Consider the following 15,920-nt stretch of genomic DNA (forward strand, 5'->3'; position numbering starts at 1 on the left):
CCGTTGCATCCGTAGCTCAGCTGGATAGAGTACTCGGCTACGAACCGAGCGGTCGGAGGTTCGAATCCTCCCGGATGCACCATCTCTTACTTGATACGGCTTTCCCGCGGTATCAAAATCTGCAGTAAAGTAAGTTTCCCGATGCATCCGTAGCTCAGCTGGATAGAGTACTCGGCTACGAACCGAGCGGTCGGAGGTTCGAATCCTCCCGGATGCACCATCTCTTACTTGATACGGCTTTCACCGCGGTATCAATATCGGCAGTAAAGCAAGTTTTCCGATGCATCCGTAGCTCAGCTGGATAGAGTACTCGGCTACGAACCGAGCGGTCGGAGGTTCGAATCCTCCCGGATGCACCATATTCTCCGTACTTTCAGTGATGAAGATACGGATAAGATAGCGGTAATCACCGCTGGCACCAGGAAGGATAACGTTGCGTCAGCAACGGCCCGAAGGGCGAGCCGTAAGGCGAGTAATCCTCCCGGATGCACCATCTTATTTAGTGTGGCAGTAAATGCGACATCAAATCTTGTAGTAAACATCATTTCCAATGCATCCGTAGCTCAGCTGGATAGAGTACTCGGCTACGAACCGAGCGGTCGGAGGTTCGAATCCTCCCGGATGCACCATATTCTCCGTACTTTCAGCGATAAAGATGCGGATAAGATAGCGGTAATCACCGCAGGCACCAGGAAGGATAACGTTGCGTCAGCAACGGCCCGAAGGGCGAGCCGTAAGGCGAGTAATCCTCCCGGATGCACCATATTCTCCGTACTTTCAGCGATGAAGATGCAGATAAGATAGCGGTAATCACCGCTGGCATCAGAAGGATAACGTTGCGTCAGCAACGGCCCATAAGGCGAATAATCCTCCCGGATACGTCACTGCCCTGCAATCGCTTTTCCCCTTATCCTGAATATACCTCTTCATCTCTATTAGCGACAAAATCAACCAATTGCGATAAAGTACTGTCTGGTTATTCGGTTTGCGAGAACACGATGTACGCACGTTATGCTGGTTTGATTTTTGATATGGACGGTACTCTCCTGGATACCGAACCCACGCATCGCAAAGCGTGGCGTGAGGTTTTGGGGCGCTATGGTCTTCGTTTTGATGAACAGGCAATGGTCGCGCTTAACGGTTCGCCAACCTGGCTTATCGCCCAGTCAATCATTGAGCTTAACCATGCCGATCTTGATCCCCTGTCACTGGCGCGTGAGAAAACCGACGCGGTAAAAAGCATCCTGCTGGACTGCGTAGAACCGCTGCCGCTGGTTGAGGTGGTCAAAGCGTGGCATGGGCGGCGTCCCATGTCGGTCGGTACCGGTAGCGAAAGCGCTATCGCGGAAGCCCTGTTAGCGCATCTGGGGCTGCGTCGTTATTTTGATGCGGTTGTGGCGGCAGATCACGTACAGCATCACAAACCCGCGCCTGACACCTTCCTACTGTGCGCCCAGCGGATGGGCGTCATGCCGACGCAGTGCGTGGTATTTGAAGATGCCGATTTTGGTTTACAGGCGGCGCGGGCGGCGGGAATGGATGCCGTGGATGTTCGACTATTGTGAGTGACGGACTGTCGCTCCTGTCTCTGTTTGCCAGTAGTTTTCTCAGCGCGACGCTGTTACCCGGTAATTCTGAGGTGGTTTTGGTTGCTATGCTGGTCTCCGGCGTCAGCCATCCCTGGGTCTTAGTCTTAACAGCAACAATGGGTAATAGCCTTGGAGGGGTAACTAACGTTATTCTTGGGCGTTTCTTTCCGCTGCGCAAAACGTCGCGCTGGCAGGAAAAAGCGACTGGCTGGCTAAAGCGTTATGGCGCAGCCACACTATTATTAAGCTGGATGCCGGTCATCGGTGATTTGTTGTGCCTGTTAGCGGGATGGATGCGCATCCCGTGGGGGCGGACGATCTTTTTTTTGTGTCTTGGTAAGGCGCTGCGCTATGTTGCGCTCGCAGCGGCGACGGTTCAGGGCATGATGTGGTGGTAATAATTGTAGGTTTGGCATGTATGGCCGCCATTACAGTTATGCTTATTAAAACGATTTGGACAGGCGGGAGGTCAATTTGATCCCGGACGTATCACAGGCTCTGGCCTGGCTGGAAAAACATCCTCAGGCGTTAAAGGGGATACAGCGCGGGTTAGAGCGCGAAACGCTGCGTGTCAATGCTGATGGCACGCTGGCGACAACAGGTCATCCTGAAGCGTTAGGTTCAGCGCTGACCCATAAATGGATTACCACGGATTTTGCGGAAGCCCTACTGGAGTTTATTACGCCAGTCGATGGCGATATCCAGCATATGCTCACTTTTATGCGCGATCTCCATCGGTATACGGCCAGGAAACTGGGCGATGAGCGGATGTGGCCATTAAGTATGCCCTGCTATATTGCGGAAGGGCAGGACATAGAGCTGGCGCAGTACGGCACATCTAATACCGGGCGCTTTAAGACGCTCTATCGCGAAGGGCTGAAAAATCGTTATGGCGCTTTGATGCAAACCATCTCCGGCGTACATTACAATTTTTCATTACCGATGGCGTTCTGGCAGGCGAAATGCGGCGTTACGGAAGGCGAAGCGGCAAAAGAAAAAATTTCTGCCGGCTATTTTCGTCTGATTCGCAACTATTACCGTTTTGGCTGGGTCATCCCCTATCTGTTTGGCGCGTCTCCGGCCATTTGTTCCTCTTTCCTGCAAGGAAAGCCAACCACATTACCGTTTGAAAAAACGGACTGCGGTATGTACTACCTGCCGTATGCGACGTCGCTGCGTTTGAGTGATTTGGGCTATACCAATAAGTCGCAAAGCAATCTCGGAATTACGTTTAACGATTTGCATGAGTATGTGGCAGGTCTGAAGCGGGCGATTAAAACCCCTTCCGAAGAGTACGCGCGGATTGGTGTGGAAAAAGACGGTAAGCGGCTACAGATTAACAGCAACGTTCTGCAAATTGAAAATGAGCTGTACGCGCCCATTCGTCCCAAGCGCGTGACGCGCAGCGGCGAATCGCCTTCTGACGCGCTTCTGCGTGGTGGTATTGAGTATATTGAAGTTCGTTCTCTCGATATTAATCCGTTCTCACCGATCGGCGTAGACGAGCAACAGGTGCGCTTCCTCGATCTGTTTATGGTCTGGTGCGTATTGGCCGATGCGCCGGAAATGAGTAGCGATGAGCTGTTATGTACGCGTACTAATTGGAATCGCGTTATTCTGGAAGGGCGTAAGCCGGGCCTGACGTTAGGCATTGGCTGTGAAACTGCGCAGTTCCCGCTGCCCAAAGTCGGGAAAGATCTCTTCCGCGATCTGAAACGCGTGGCGCAAACGCTGGACAGTATCCACGGGGGAGAGGAGTATCAAAAGGTGTGTGACGAGTTGGTCGCCTGCTTTGATAATCCTGAACTGACATTCTCCGCCCGGATCCTACGGTCTATGATTGATGAAGGCATTGGCGGCACCGGGAAAGCGTTCGGTGAGGCTTACCGTAATCTGTTACGCGAAGAGCCGCTGGAGATTTTACAGGAAGAAGAGTTTATTGCTGAACGTGACGCTTCAGTACGTCGTCAGCAGGAGATTGAGGCGGCGGATACCGAGCCGTTTGCCGCGTGGCTTGCAAAACACGCCTGACCCAAAAGAAAAAGGCCACTCACGGAGTGGCCAAAATTTCATCGCTGAAAACAGGGATGATGATAACAAATGCGCGTCTTTCATATACTCAGACTCGCCCCGGAACAAAGAGTTCAGTTTATTTTTAAAAAATTATCGGAGGTGACTAAATGCCATTATTAGATAGCTTCGCAGTCGATCATACCCGGATGCAAGCGCCGGCGGTCCGGGTTGCAAAAACGATGAACACCCCGCATGGCGACGCAATCACCGTGTTTGATCTGCGTTTTTGCATTCCGAACAAAGAAGTGATGCCGGAAAAAGGGATTCATACGCTTGAGCATCTGTTTGCTGGCTTTATGCGCGACCACCTCAACGGTAACGGCGTTGAGATTATCGATATCTCGCCGATGGGCTGCCGCACCGGCTTTTACATGAGCCTGATTGGCACGCCGGACGAGCAGCGTGTTGCCGACGCCTGGAAAGCGGCGATGGCGGATGTGCTGAAAGTGCAGGATCAAAACCAGATCCCGGAGCTGAACGTTTACCAGTGCGGTACGTATCAGATGCACTCGCTCAGTGAAGCGCAGGACATTGCCCGTCATATTCTGGAGCGTGATGTGCGCGTGAATAGCAATAAAGAGCTGGCGCTGCCGAAAGAAAAACTGCAGGAACTGCATATTTAGTCTTATTGGTAAGCGTTTCCAGTATTTAAATTAACCCCGGTTTATGGCCGGGGTTTTTTATTGCTTAATATAATTTGCGTTTATTATATTTGCGGCGAGAATACATTTTAAATTAAGTAATGCCTGGCCTGTTAAATAATAAAATGTGATCTGGCAAACAGAAAAGGCGGATAACTCACGATGCCAGAGTGTATTGATCACATAAACTAAAAATCATAAATAATTAATAGAAAAACATAATGGAATGCGCCAGATATCCAGGTAATAACAAGACTCTACTAATAGCCGGTCGATGGGGTTTTTAGCAAATCTTATCTGGTATACATCAAACTTAAGGGATAAAAAATGAAGGCTAAATATTTGGCGCTGATGATCGGTGCTTGCTTTTCTCATAACCTTTGGGCAGCGAATAATATCACTATTGAGCAGCGTCTGGCTGAACTGGAGCAACGTGTTGTTAATGCTGAAAAACGGGCATCCGATGCCGAGGCGCAAATTCGCTCGTTGAAACAGCAGCAGGTCGCCGCTACGCCGACGGTGAATGTCCAGTCTGCCGAGCCCATTGCAGCAGGTAAAACGCCGCCGAAGCTGACCTTATCCGGATTCAGCGATATTAAGTTCTATGGCGATGTCGAATTTAATATGGATGCGGCAAGCCGTTCCGGTAGTCTGACATCGACGAGAACGTCAGCGAATAAAGATTGGGCACCAGGAACCAATGAACGCTGGGATATTAACGGACGCCTGTTGCTGGGCTTTGATGGCTACCAGCGGCTGGACAACGGTAATTTTGCCGGGTTCTCTGTACAGCCTCTGGCGGACCTGACCGGAAAAATGAACCTTGATGATGCCGTTTTCTTCTTTGGTCGTGAGAATGACTGGAAAATTAAGGTTGGTCGTTTTGAAGCCTACGATATGTTCCCGCTGAATCAGGATACCTTTATTGAATATTCGGGGAATACAGCGAACGATCTTTACAGTGACGGTTACGGCTATATCTATATGATGAAAGAAGGACGGGGACGTAGCGACAGTGGGGGTAACTTCCTGCTGAGTAAAACCATCGACAACTGGTATTTCGAAGTTAACACATTGCTGGAAAATGGCAGTACGTTATATACCGAGAAGCAGTACCACGGAATGGATTTAACCAACGATAAAAACGTGGCTTACGTCCGTCCGGTTATTGCCTGGCAAAACGGGCGTTTTTCAACGGCGATAGCGATGGAAAGTAACGTCGTTAACAACGCCTATGGCTATTATGAGAATGGGAAGTGGATCGATCAGTCAGATCGTACGGGCTATGGTTTTACCATGACCTGGAATGGTCAAAAAACTGACCCGGAAGATGGCGCGGTGATTAACCTGAATACCGCTTATATGGATGCGACCGATGAGACAGATTTTACCGCTGGGGTGAATGCGCTGTGGCATCGATTTGAACTGGGTTATATCTATGCGCATAACAAAATCGAAGCCTTCAATGCTACTAATATCGATGCCGTTTGTGAGGACGATTGCTGGATCACCGATCCCGGCAATTATGACATTCACACTATTCATGCCTCATATTTATTCCCCAACGTGATGGATATGAAAAACTTTAACATCTACCTCGGTGCCTATGCTTCATGGGTAGAGTCCAATCCGAATAATGGCGATAACAGTGAAGATGCGCGTTACGGCGGGCGTCTGAGATTCAAATATTTCTTCTGATTGTTGGTCTACTAAAAAAGGGATCCGCAGATCCCTTTTATCAGATAGTTAGTGCGCGCCGCCACCGCCGCCGCCCGCACCGAAGGGCGGTTTGGCGAACCACACCAGGCCGAGCAGCACCAGGAAGATCCCCGCCGACATCCAGAAGATTTCGTTGGCGGAAATAATCAGCCCCTGATTCGTGATTTGCTGGGCTATCCAGCCTGACGCCTGTTGGTGCGTCATCCCTAAGCCTTCCAGTTTATCGTACATAGCCTGAGCGTTTGGATTATACGCCGTAATCGACTCCGTGAGCTGAGCATGGTGTAGCGACTCACGATCGGTCCACATAGTGGTGGTAATCGAGGTGCCGATGGAGCCTGCCAGCGTTCGCGTGAAGTTCGACAGGCTTGATGCCGCCGCCAGCCGTTCTGGCGGTAACCCGGAGAGCGTAATGGTGGTCAGCGGCATAAAGAAGCAGGCGACGGCAAATCCCTGAATAAACTGCGGCCATGCGGAAGCGCCGAAATCCATACCCGGTTCGAACGTCCAGGCGCGCCAGTAAAAACAGACGGCGTACATAATGAAGCTGAACGTGACCAGCCTGCGCATATCCAGTTTATGCGCGAAGCGTCCGATAATCGGCGACAAAATTACCGGAATAATGCCGACTGGCGCCGACGCCAGACCTGCCCACGTTGCGGTATAGCCGTACACCTCTTGCAAAAGCTGCGGCAGTAGAACAATGGCGCCGAAATAGAGCATATAGGCAAGGCTGATGCACAAGCAGCCAATCGTGAAGTTACGCGATTTAAAAAGAGAAAGATCGACGATAGGGTGATCGTCGGTCAGTTCCCAGACGATCAGGAAACTGATGGCGATGACGGCGACCACGGTCAGGATGATAATTTCCTGTGAGGAGAACCAGTCCAGCTCTTTACCGCGATCGAGCATAATTTGCAGGCTGCCGATGCCAATCACCAGTAACGCCAGCCCGACGGCGTCAATACGTCGCCGTTCGGTATGCGTTTCACGTCCGCGCAGCGTGTGTAACGTCATCAGGACGACGGCGATGCCAATCGGCACGTTGATGAAGAAAATCCATCCCCAGTGGTAATTATCACTGATATAGCCCCCCAGAATCGGGCCGCAAATCGGCGCGACAATGACGGTCATTGACCAGAGCGCCAGCGCAATGGAGCGCTTTGCAGGCGGATAGTTATTCAGCAACAGGCTTTGCGAGAGCGGAATCAGCGGCCCGGCGACCACGCCCTGCACCACGCGGAAGAAGATCAGCATATTCAGGCTGCTGGATACGCCACAGGCCCAGGAGGCCGCGGCAAAGGCGACCGTCGACCACATGAACAGTTTGACTTCGCCAAAACGTTTCGCCAGCCAGCCGGTTAAGGGAATCGAGATAGCGTTCGCCACCCCGAAAGAGGTGATAACCCATGTCCCCTGGCTTAGGGAAGAACCCAGGTTCCCGGCGATGGTCGGAATCGCCACGTTGGCAATGGTGGAGTCCAGCACCTGCATGAATGTCGCCAGCGACAGCGCGATCGTCATGATGACGAGCTGCGCGCCCTCCAGCGGTTTTTGCTGTTGCATCACACGCACCTCAGGATTAACCCGCGTTAGCCTGTACGATGTCGTCGATCAGTTTATTGACCGGCGCGAGATTAATTTCGCGTGCGTTACTTTCGGCAACCGGCGTCGTTCGTACCTGGCTGGCCAGTACCTGACCGTCGCGATTAGCGGTATCCACGGTGACCAGCGTCGATAAACCAATACGCAGCGGATGTTGTTCTAACTGGCGGGCGTCCAGTTCGACGCGTACCGGCAGACGTTGAACCACTTTAATCCAGTTACCCGTCGCATTTTGCGCGGGCAGCAGGGAGAAGGCGCTGCCTGTTCCCATATCCAGACCGACGACTTTACCGGTGTATTTTACGTCGTCGCCATAAATGTCAGTAATAATCGTCACTGGCTGCCCAATGCGCATATTCGCTAATTGGGTCTCTTTAAAGTTAGCGTCCACCCACAGATCGGTTGCAGGCACGACGGCCATCAGCGGCGTGGTGGGGCTGATTTGCGCGCCAGGCTGGACGGCGCGGCGGGAGACATAACCGGTCATTGGGCTGACGATGCGAGTACGCTCCAGCGCCAGCCAGGCGTTACGCACTTCGGTCGCCGCTTGTTGAACCGCGGGCTGATCTTCCAGATTACTGTTGAGTATCATTGCCTGGTTGGCATTGTACTGTTGAATGGCGACATCCAGCTGTGCCTGCGCGCTGGCGACGGCATCGCGGGCGTGTTGCAGCTCTTCACGGCCAATAAGATTGGCGTTACCCAGCGGCACACGACGGTTAAGGTCGCTTTGCGCTTGCGCCAGGGCGGTTTTTTGCACGTCGATATTCGCCTGCAACTGCTTGCTGTTAATCATCAACTGGTGCGTCTGGCGCACGCTGGAGGCCAGCGCCGTTTTGGCTTTTTCAAACGCTTGTTTGGCGTCAGTCTGATCGAGCGTGACCAGGACATCGCCCTCTTTTACAAAGTCGGTGTTATCAGCCCAGACTTTCGTCACGCTGCCTGACACCTGCGCCATGATTTGAACCTGGTTCCCTGCCACGTAAGCATCATCTGTCTCTTCAATATGACGCAATACTAAAAACCAATAAATTCCATATGCCACGGCAATAATAACAAAGAGCAAGGTAAGAAGTAGCAGCGCTGTTTTGCGTTTGCCTTTCTTCTTAGCCGGTTGCTGCGGGGTTTGGATCTCCGCATTTGCGCTCATGTTGTTCTCCACGATCTTATTATTCACATCGGCTGAGCCGACCTGTTGTCAGAAAGGCCAGCAGTAACGCGTGCCGGCCTGTCCGCTTTCCTGTTATTAATCTGGATTTTTGAGCGGGTCGGCGCTTTAGCGCAGCGCCTCAAGAACAGTGCCTTCCTGCTCCATTTGATCAAGACGCGTCAGGAGTTTACGAGTGATGTGCTCAAGTTGATCTTTTTCGGCAGTGCTAAGTGATGACCAGAGTTGATGCAGACAATGATGCTGAGGCGGAAGCACTTCTTGCAAAAATGCCTGACCTTTCTCCGTTAATTGCAGATGCAGGCAACGGCGGTCGTTATCGCTCTCACGACGCTCAATCCAGCCGCGTTTTTCCAGCTCATCTGCAATGCGTGTCGCATTGGTGCGAGATGAACCCAGCGCGCAGCTTAATTCAGACGGCTGAATACTGTGGTTTTCCTGAGACTCCAGCGTAATCAACGCCATAAACAACGTCTCGTTAATCCCTTGAGCCTTCAGCATCTTATTGCGGTTTTCCAGGAGCTTGCCTTGCATGTGCATACAAAGACGAGTCAAAAGAATTTCCTGATAAGGAAAGTCTTCGTGACGGCTGGCGCGAAATTTTAGCATTTGTTCAATGGGCGTAAACGAACTATCCATTTGGGCATGACCTCATTAATTTCAGCCGATATAGTAACGACAGTGACAAATAAAGTAAATGTATTATTAATACAAAATCATTCTTTCAGGCTATAAAGCAACCAATGATACGCAGACTGAGACGCCAGCGGGAACATTGGGCCCGGTAAAGCGCCGCCTGCGGCAAATCCAGGAATGACGAGAAAAGCGTGAGTGCCTGCATGAAAAAATCAGGAGAGAACGATAAGCGGGAGGGGCGAAAGCCGGGTAAACGGCCTTACAACCCGATGCAAAAGCCACCGGAATATCACGGATAGCTATCGGTGAACGACCTTCGAATCCTTGAACGGGCGCTATTGGCCTGGGAGCAGATGGGGATGCAGGGCTTTCCATAGAATTATATTATTCTTCACCGGTATAAAAATAACCATGATAAATGAATAGCATAACCTTAACAGACTGGGGAGCTCCTTAACACCCTAAGGAGCTTAAACAAAGGTAAACGCTCACTATCCGCTTAATTTACGGCTTCCTGTCGGTGAAAACCTCGCCACCAGACCAGTAAATTAAGTAAGGCTACCGTGACACCCGCCAGACAAACGCCGGCCCAGCCGGCATGTTGCCAGGCGGAGGCGGAAATCAGCGACCCCGCGGCGCCACCGATAAAGTAGCTGGTCATATAGCCGGCGGTGAGCCGGTTACGCGCATCCGGATGCAAACGATAGATGACCGTCTGATTGGTGATATGTACCCCCTGAACGGTGAGGTCCAGTACCAGAATGCCAATAATCAGCGCCAGTACCGAGGTGTGCCCAAGCCAGATAGCCAGCCAGGAGAGTAACAGCAGCAGTAAGCCGAACGTGGTGGTGAGGTGAGATTTACCTTTATCGGCAAATCCGCCAGCCGGACGCGCGCCTAAAGCGCCGGCGGCCCCCGCCAGGCCAAACAGGCCAATCATCCCCTCGGAATAGCTAAACGGCGGCGCGGCGAGCAAAAAGGCCATTGACGTCCAGAGGATGCTGAAATTAGCAAAGGTCAGACAGCCCAGCAGCGCGCGGGTACGCAGCAGCTTATCGTGAATAAACAGGCTGAATACAGAACCCAACAGCTGCGGGTAGTTAAGATGGGTGTCGGATTTGAGCTTTGGCAGTCCGCGCCACAACGCGACGGCCATCAGCGCCATCAGCGCCGACGCTACCCAAAATACGGTGCGCCAACCGCCGAGGTTTGCCAGCAGTCCGGCGACCGTTCGCGCCAGCAGGATCCCCAGCAACAGGCCGCTCATAATGGTGCCGACCACTTTACCGCGGGTGGCGGGCGTCGCAAGCGTGGCGGCCAGCGGAACCAGAATCTGCGCCACCACGGAGAACAGTCCGGTTAAGGCCGTTCCGAGTATCATCATGCTAAGCGACTGACTGCTGGCGGTGATCAGCATTCCGCCAGCCGCCAGCAACGTCATGGAGACAATCAGCGTTCGGCGTTCAAACATGTCGCCGAGCGGCACCAGAAACAACAGGCCAGCGGCATAGCCCAACTGCGCGGCGGTAACGATAAACCCTGCGGAGCTGGCGGAAAGCGAAAAGTGATGCGCGATGGTATCAAGCAGCGGCTGGGCATAGTAGTTGCTGGCGACCGCCAGACCCGTGGCCACAGACATTAAAACGATCAGCGCCGGGCTAAGCCCATGAGTGGGTTTCGTCATTATGGTAATCGTGATTCAGATAATTATTTCCTGGGAAAACAATCATAGCGGATGTTGATGAATAAAGGGGAACAGTGACGTGATGAATCGTGCGCTTTGAGGAGAGATTGCGTTGGCCGGATAGCGGCGCATGAACTGCGCCTTATCCGGCATAAAAAACGATCTTATTTCTGCGCGGCCAGCGCTTCTTTCACCCAGCCGTCAAACTGCTGCTGGTGGGCGTTGATCCAGCCGTCTACGTGGCCCTGAACATCGGCTTCAGACGATTTACCGGCATGCATCATGGCGTTCTGCGCGTTGATATCCGCCAGCGGCAGCTTCATGATGGCGAACAGTTTCGCCGCCGCCGGGTTTTTCTCCGCCCATGCCTTATTGGCGACAATATGCATGGTATTAACCGGGAACCCATAGTTCGCGCCGTTCGGCAGTTTAGTATCAATATTTTTCTGTTCGCCCGGCAGAGAGGGGAACGGCACCTGTAGCCAGACGACATCTTTACCCGGCTTCATTACGTCGCTCACCCAGTACGGGGTCCAGGTGTAATACAGCACCGGCTTGCCTTCTTTAAAACGGGTAATGGTATCAGCCATCATCGCCGCATAGTTACCGTGGCTGACCTCAACGGTTTTTTGCAGATCAAACGCTTTATTCTGGTGATTGATCACGGCTTCGCAGCCCCAGCCCGGCGAGCAGCCCATCATGTCCGCTTTTCCGTCGCCATTGGTATCGAAGATTTTGGCGATTTTCGGATCTTTTAGCTGAGCGATATTGGTGATGTTGTACTGCTCGGCGGTTTTTTTATCGATCAGATAGCCCTGCGCAGCGCCGGAGACGAAGACGCCCTCGCGGTAAAACTTTTTGTCTCCGCCTGCTGCGGCATACATATCATCATGCAGCGGCTGCCAGTTCACGGCGGTAAACGTCGCATCGCCAGAGGCGATAGAGGTGTAGCCTACGTTGTAATCGACTTCACTCGGCTTATTTACGGTATAACCCAACTTTTCCAGCGCCCGGCTGACCAGTAACGTCTGGAAGGACTCTTCAGAAATCGTGCTTTGGATAGGTTGGACGGTAATGCCTTTGCCAGGCAGGTCGGCAGCGAAAGCGCTGGCGGTGACAAGGGTGGCAAACGCTGAGGCAAATATCACAGTATGTCGCATCGTTGTTCCTTTAATTATGGTAGGGAGTTGTAAGCCCGGTAAGCGCAGCGTCACCGGGCGTCAGGAGAGTTACTTAACGAAAGGGCGGGTGATTAGCCCAACAGGACCGGTGGTATACCAGCGACGGTTACCGCGGCTACGCGAGTCGCGCCCGACGGCCTGCGTCAGACGGTCCAGAATAATGGCGAGAATCACAATGCCGACGCCGCCCACGGTTGCCAGCCCCATATCAAGACGACCAATGCCGCGTAGTACCATCTGGCCAAGCCCACCGACCGCAATCATCGAGGCGATGACGACCATTGAGAGAGCCAGCATCAGCGTCTGATTAACGCCTGCCATAATGGTGGGCATCGCCAGCGGTAGTTGCACTTTGAACAACATTTGGCGCGGGCTGGCGCCGAACGAGCGCGACGCTTCAATTAAGTCGGCAGGCACCTGGTTAATGCCCAGGATCGTCAGGCGTATAATCGGCGGTAGAGCAAAAATAATCGTCACCACGACGCCCGGCACGTTACCGATGCCGAATAACATGACAATCGGCACCAGATAGACAAACGCGGGCGTGGTCTGCATCGCATCCAGCAGCGGACGAACTATTTTGGCCGCGCGCGGGCTGCGCGCCAGCCAGATTCCCATCGGTAATCCGATCACGACGCAGAACAACAGGGCGGTCAATACCAGCGCCAGGGTAATCATCGCCTGCGACCAGGCGCCGATCGCGCCGATGGCGATCAGCGATATCAGCGTTGCGATCCCCATGCCCACGCCGGAAACCTGCCAGGCAATCAGCGCAAAGAGAATAATCGCCACAGGGGCGGGCATTCCCAGCAGCAGTTGCTGAAAGCCGTTGAGGATGTAATCCACCGGCACACGAATCCCCTGAAAAAGGGGACGGAAATGGGTGACGACCCAGTCGATTCCCTCTGTGACCCAGCTATCCAGCGGGATCAGCGTCTTATGGAACGGGTCCAGAAGAGAAAAGTGTTCAGGGGCTGGCGCGGGCGCGCTGTTCAACCAGTCGGTACTGCCGCCGTCCGTGGCTACGCCTGCCGGTGTTCCCCAGGCATCAGCCGTTTGCGTCGTCGTATCGGCCACCTGTGCGGTATCCCACGGATTCGTTTGATCAGCCATTGTTACCCCCCTCGCGATCTAAAGCCTGTAGCAACATACGTTTTGAAATAATGCCAACATACTGGTGTTCTTCATCGACAACCGGCACCGCGCAGGGCGCCTGGCCGACGTGAGAGAGCAACTCGCTGAGTGGGGTTTGCGCATCAACGACTAAAGGGTCGTCGATAAGCGCCGCTTCAATCCCTTGCGCCTGGCTTAATGCCGCTTTTAATGAGTCGATGGACACGACGCCCACGAATTTATTGCCACGCTCAATGACGTAACCATATTCACGGTCTTCGTCCTGTAATAATTTCAGTGCCGAACGGGGACCGAAACCTGGCGTTTTACGAATTAAGCCGACCGGACTGCGACGGGCAATATCTTTGGCGCTAAAGACCTGACTAATATCCACGCCACGGAAGAACGTGCGGACATAATCATTTGCCGGATTATTCAGGATCTCATCCGGCGTACCAACCTGTACGACCTCGCCATTTTGCATAATGGCAATCCTGTCGCCAATACGCATAGCCTCATCAAGATCGTGGGAAATAAAGACAATGGTGCGCTGATGTTTCGCCTGTAATTTCACCAGCTCATCCTGCATTTCGGTACGAATTAATGGATCGAGGGCGGAAAACGCTTCATCCATTAATAAGATATCAGGGTTGATTGCCAGCGCGCGGGCAAGCCCAACACGCTGACGCATCCCACCGGAAAGTTCATCCGGGTAGGCGTGAGCGTAATTCTCAAGCCCCACCTGACGCAAGGCGTCCAGCGCTTTTTCGCGACGCTCTTGCGCCGCGATGCCCGCTAATTCCATACCGAATGCCGTATTATCCAGCACGGTCATATGCGGCATGAGCGCAAATGACTGGAAGACCATCGCAATCTTTTTCCTGCGCACCTCGCGAAGCTCAGCGTCTGATATTTTGGCAATATCAACGCCGTCGATCAGTACCTGTCCGCGGGTGGGTTCAATCAGGCGATTGAGAAGGCGTACCATTGTGGATTTACCCGAACCGGATAATCCCATGATGACAAATATCTCGCCTTCTTCAATGGCCAGACTGGCGTCTTTAACGCCAAGCGATAGCCCCGTTTTTTCCAGTATTTGCTCTTTCGATAGTCCCTTTTCAATATATTTGAAGGCACGCTGCGGATGCTCTCCAAATATTTTATACAGATTCTTCACTTCTAATTTAATTGCCATGCAATAGAATGATTCCTGTTATTTACTTATGTCGATATGTTACCTGATAGAAATAGTTACCTTTTTCTACCCTAACATACTCAGAATCTGAGACAACCCTGAATTTGCTTCTGGCATGAATATTGCCAGGTGCTATTGGCTGTGATTTCCCATGATATAAGGGCTGAACGCGAATGGGGAGAGAGAGATATTTTTTGAGACAACCAGCAAAAATCCACCTGAATTGGAGGAATCCAGGTGAATAATGTCACTCGTATTGAGTGTAGGACATGTTGTAATATTTGCGCGATTTAACCCGGTATTGCTTGTAATAAAGGCATGGAAAATGTAACGTTATTTCCCATGCCCGCAAGGTTAAAAATTCCAGTCTTCGTCTTCGGTTTCGACTGTTTTCCCCATCACATAAGATGAACCTGATCCGGAAAAGAAATCATGATTTTCGTCGGCATTCGGCGAGAGCGCGGCAAGGATTGCGGGATTCACGTCTGCCATCTCCGGCGGAAATAACGCCTCATAACCCAGGTTCATTAAGGCTTTATTGGCGTTGTAGCACAAGAAGGCTTTGACGTCGTTAACCCAGCCGGTTTCCGCATATAACGCTTCTGTGTAGCAGATTTCGTTGTCGTACAGTTCCATCAACAAATCCAGCGCGAAAAGCTTTAACTCTTCACGCTCGATTGCCGATAGTTTTTGTAGCGCTATCTGATATTTATAGCCAATATAATAACCGTGAACCGCTTCATCGCGAATGATTAAACGAATCAGGTCGGCAGTGTTCGTGAGCTTACCGCGGCTGGAGAAATACATCGGCAGCCAGAAGCCGGAATAGAACAGAAAAGACTCTAAAAAGACGCTGGCAATCTTTTTCTTTAGCGGTTCATCGCTGACGTAATGAGCCAAAATAATCTGCGCCTTACGCTGAAGCGGCGGGTTTTCTTCGCTCCAGGCGTAGGCGGCATCAACCTCTTTCGTCTGGCACAGCGTGGAAAAAATAGAACTGTAAGAGCGGGCGTGTACCGCTTCCATAAAGCTGATGTTCGACAGCACTGCCTCTTCATGCGGCGTGATGGCATCTGCCATTAACGACGGCGCGCCTGCGATGTTCTGGATAGTGTCGAGCAGCGTAAGACCCGTAAACACGCGAATAGTGAGCTGCTGTTCGGCGGCGCTCAGCGTCTGCCAGGCCGGAATATCATTCGACAACGGCACTTTTTCCGGCAGCCAGAAGTTACTGGTCAGCCGGTTCCACACCTCCAGATCTTTGTCGTCCTGGATCTTGTTCCAGTTGATGGCGCTAATACGAGATAATTTCATAT

General features: G+C 52.2%; 13 protein-coding genes and 4 tRNA genes. 9 read left to right on the forward strand and 8 right to left on the reverse strand.

The window, feature by feature from the left end; all coding sequences use genetic code 11:
• Nucleotides 1-5 precede the first annotated feature (5 nt).
• From NA986_RS09390 to NA986_RS09430, 9 genes are all read left to right on the forward strand, one after another.
• Nucleotides 6-82, forward strand: a tRNA-Arg gene (locus tag NA986_RS09390).
• A gap of 61 nt (nt 83-143) precedes the next feature.
• Nucleotides 144-220, forward strand: a tRNA-Arg gene (locus NA986_RS09395).
• A gap of 62 nt (nt 221-282) precedes the next feature.
• Nucleotides 283-359 (forward strand) — tRNA-Arg (locus tag NA986_RS09400).
• A 193-nt stretch (nt 360-552) separates the two neighbouring features.
• Nucleotides 553-629 (forward strand) — tRNA-Arg (locus tag NA986_RS09405).
• A 369-nt stretch (nt 630-998) separates the two neighbouring features.
• Complete coding sequence (gene yqaB / locus NA986_RS09410; protein ID WP_000271296.1) at nt 999-1,565, forward strand: fructose-1-phosphate/6-phosphogluconate phosphatase; 567 nt, start codon at nt 999-1,001, stop codon at nt 1,563-1,565.
• A complete protein-coding gene (locus NA986_RS09415) occupies nt 1,562-1,987 on the forward strand; it encodes a YqaA family protein (RefSeq protein ID WP_001279499.1) in 426 nt (141 codons plus the stop codon). The genes yqaB and NA986_RS09415 overlap by 4 nt, the downstream gene beginning before the upstream one ends.
• Nucleotides 1,988-2,063: 76 nt before the next feature.
• Complete coding sequence (gene gshA, locus NA986_RS09420; RefSeq protein WP_000611821.1) at nt 2,064-3,620, forward strand: glutamate--cysteine ligase; 1,557 nt, start codon at nt 2,064-2,066, stop codon at nt 3,618-3,620.
• A 149-nt stretch (nt 3,621-3,769) separates the two neighbouring features.
• Entirely contained in the window at nt 3,770-4,285 is a 516-nt protein-coding gene (luxS, locus tag NA986_RS09425) for an S-ribosylhomocysteine lyase (RefSeq protein WP_001130194.1), read from the forward strand.
• Nucleotides 4,286-4,630: 345 nt separating this feature from the next.
• Nucleotides 4,631-6,001 carry a carbohydrate porin gene (locus NA986_RS09430; protein WP_023216124.1) on the forward strand — a complete coding sequence of 457 codons (1,371 nt, stop codon included), beginning with the start codon at nt 4,631-4,633 and terminating at the stop codon, nt 5,999-6,001.
• Between the two features lie 48 nt (nt 6,002-6,049).
• On the opposite strand, the gene emrB is transcribed toward NA986_RS09430, so the two are convergent.
• From emrB to nrdF, 8 genes are all read right to left on the reverse strand, one after another.
• Nucleotides 6,050-7,588 (reverse strand): multidrug efflux MFS transporter permease subunit EmrB, encoded by a 1,539-nt coding sequence (emrB, locus tag NA986_RS09435; RefSeq protein ID WP_001187297.1) that lies wholly within the window; start codon nt 7,586-7,588, stop codon nt 6,050-6,052.
• A gap of 16 nt (nt 7,589-7,604) precedes the next feature.
• Entirely contained in the window at nt 7,605-8,777 is a 1,173-nt protein-coding gene (emrA, locus tag NA986_RS09440) for a multidrug efflux MFS transporter periplasmic adaptor subunit EmrA (RefSeq protein ID WP_001275602.1), read from the reverse strand.
• Between the two features lie 126 nt (nt 8,778-8,903).
• Entirely contained in the window at nt 8,904-9,434 is a 531-nt protein-coding gene (gene mprA / locus NA986_RS09445) for a transcriptional repressor MprA (protein WP_000378431.1), read from the reverse strand.
• A 496-nt stretch (nt 9,435-9,930) separates the two neighbouring features.
• Nucleotides 9,931-11,115, reverse strand: coding sequence for an MFS transporter (locus tag NA986_RS09450; protein WP_000165769.1), 1,185 nt, complete (start codon nt 11,113-11,115; stop codon nt 9,931-9,933).
• Nucleotides 11,116-11,279: 164 nt separating this feature from the next.
• Nucleotides 11,280-12,275: a glycine betaine/L-proline ABC transporter substrate-binding protein ProX gene (proX, locus tag NA986_RS09455; RefSeq protein WP_023216125.1), complete on the reverse strand. Its 996-nt coding sequence runs from the start codon at nt 12,273-12,275 to the stop codon at nt 11,280-11,282.
• A 69-nt stretch (nt 12,276-12,344) separates the two neighbouring features.
• Nucleotides 12,345-13,409 (reverse strand): glycine betaine/L-proline ABC transporter permease ProW, encoded by a 1,065-nt coding sequence (gene proW / locus NA986_RS09460; RefSeq protein ID WP_000775021.1) that lies wholly within the window; start codon nt 13,407-13,409, stop codon nt 12,345-12,347.
• Nucleotides 13,402-14,604: a glycine betaine/L-proline ABC transporter ATP-binding protein ProV gene (gene proV, locus NA986_RS09465; RefSeq protein WP_000985529.1), complete on the reverse strand. Its 1,203-nt coding sequence runs from the start codon at nt 14,602-14,604 to the stop codon at nt 13,402-13,404. Before proV ends, proW begins: the two co-directional genes overlap by 8 nt.
• Nucleotides 14,605-14,958: 354 nt before the next feature.
• The gene (nrdF, locus tag NA986_RS09470) at nt 14,959-15,918 is read right to left on the reverse strand and encodes a class 1b ribonucleoside-diphosphate reductase subunit beta (protein ID WP_000777901.1); all 960 of its coding nucleotides are present in this window, start codon (nt 15,916-15,918) and stop codon (nt 14,959-14,961) included.
• Nucleotides 15,919-15,920: the final 2 nt, after the last annotated feature.

The sequence above is a fragment of the Salmonella sp. NW177 genome (genome assembly GCF_051811585.1).
Lineage (GTDB): Bacteria > Pseudomonadota > Gammaproteobacteria > Enterobacterales > Enterobacteriaceae > Salmonella > Salmonella enterica.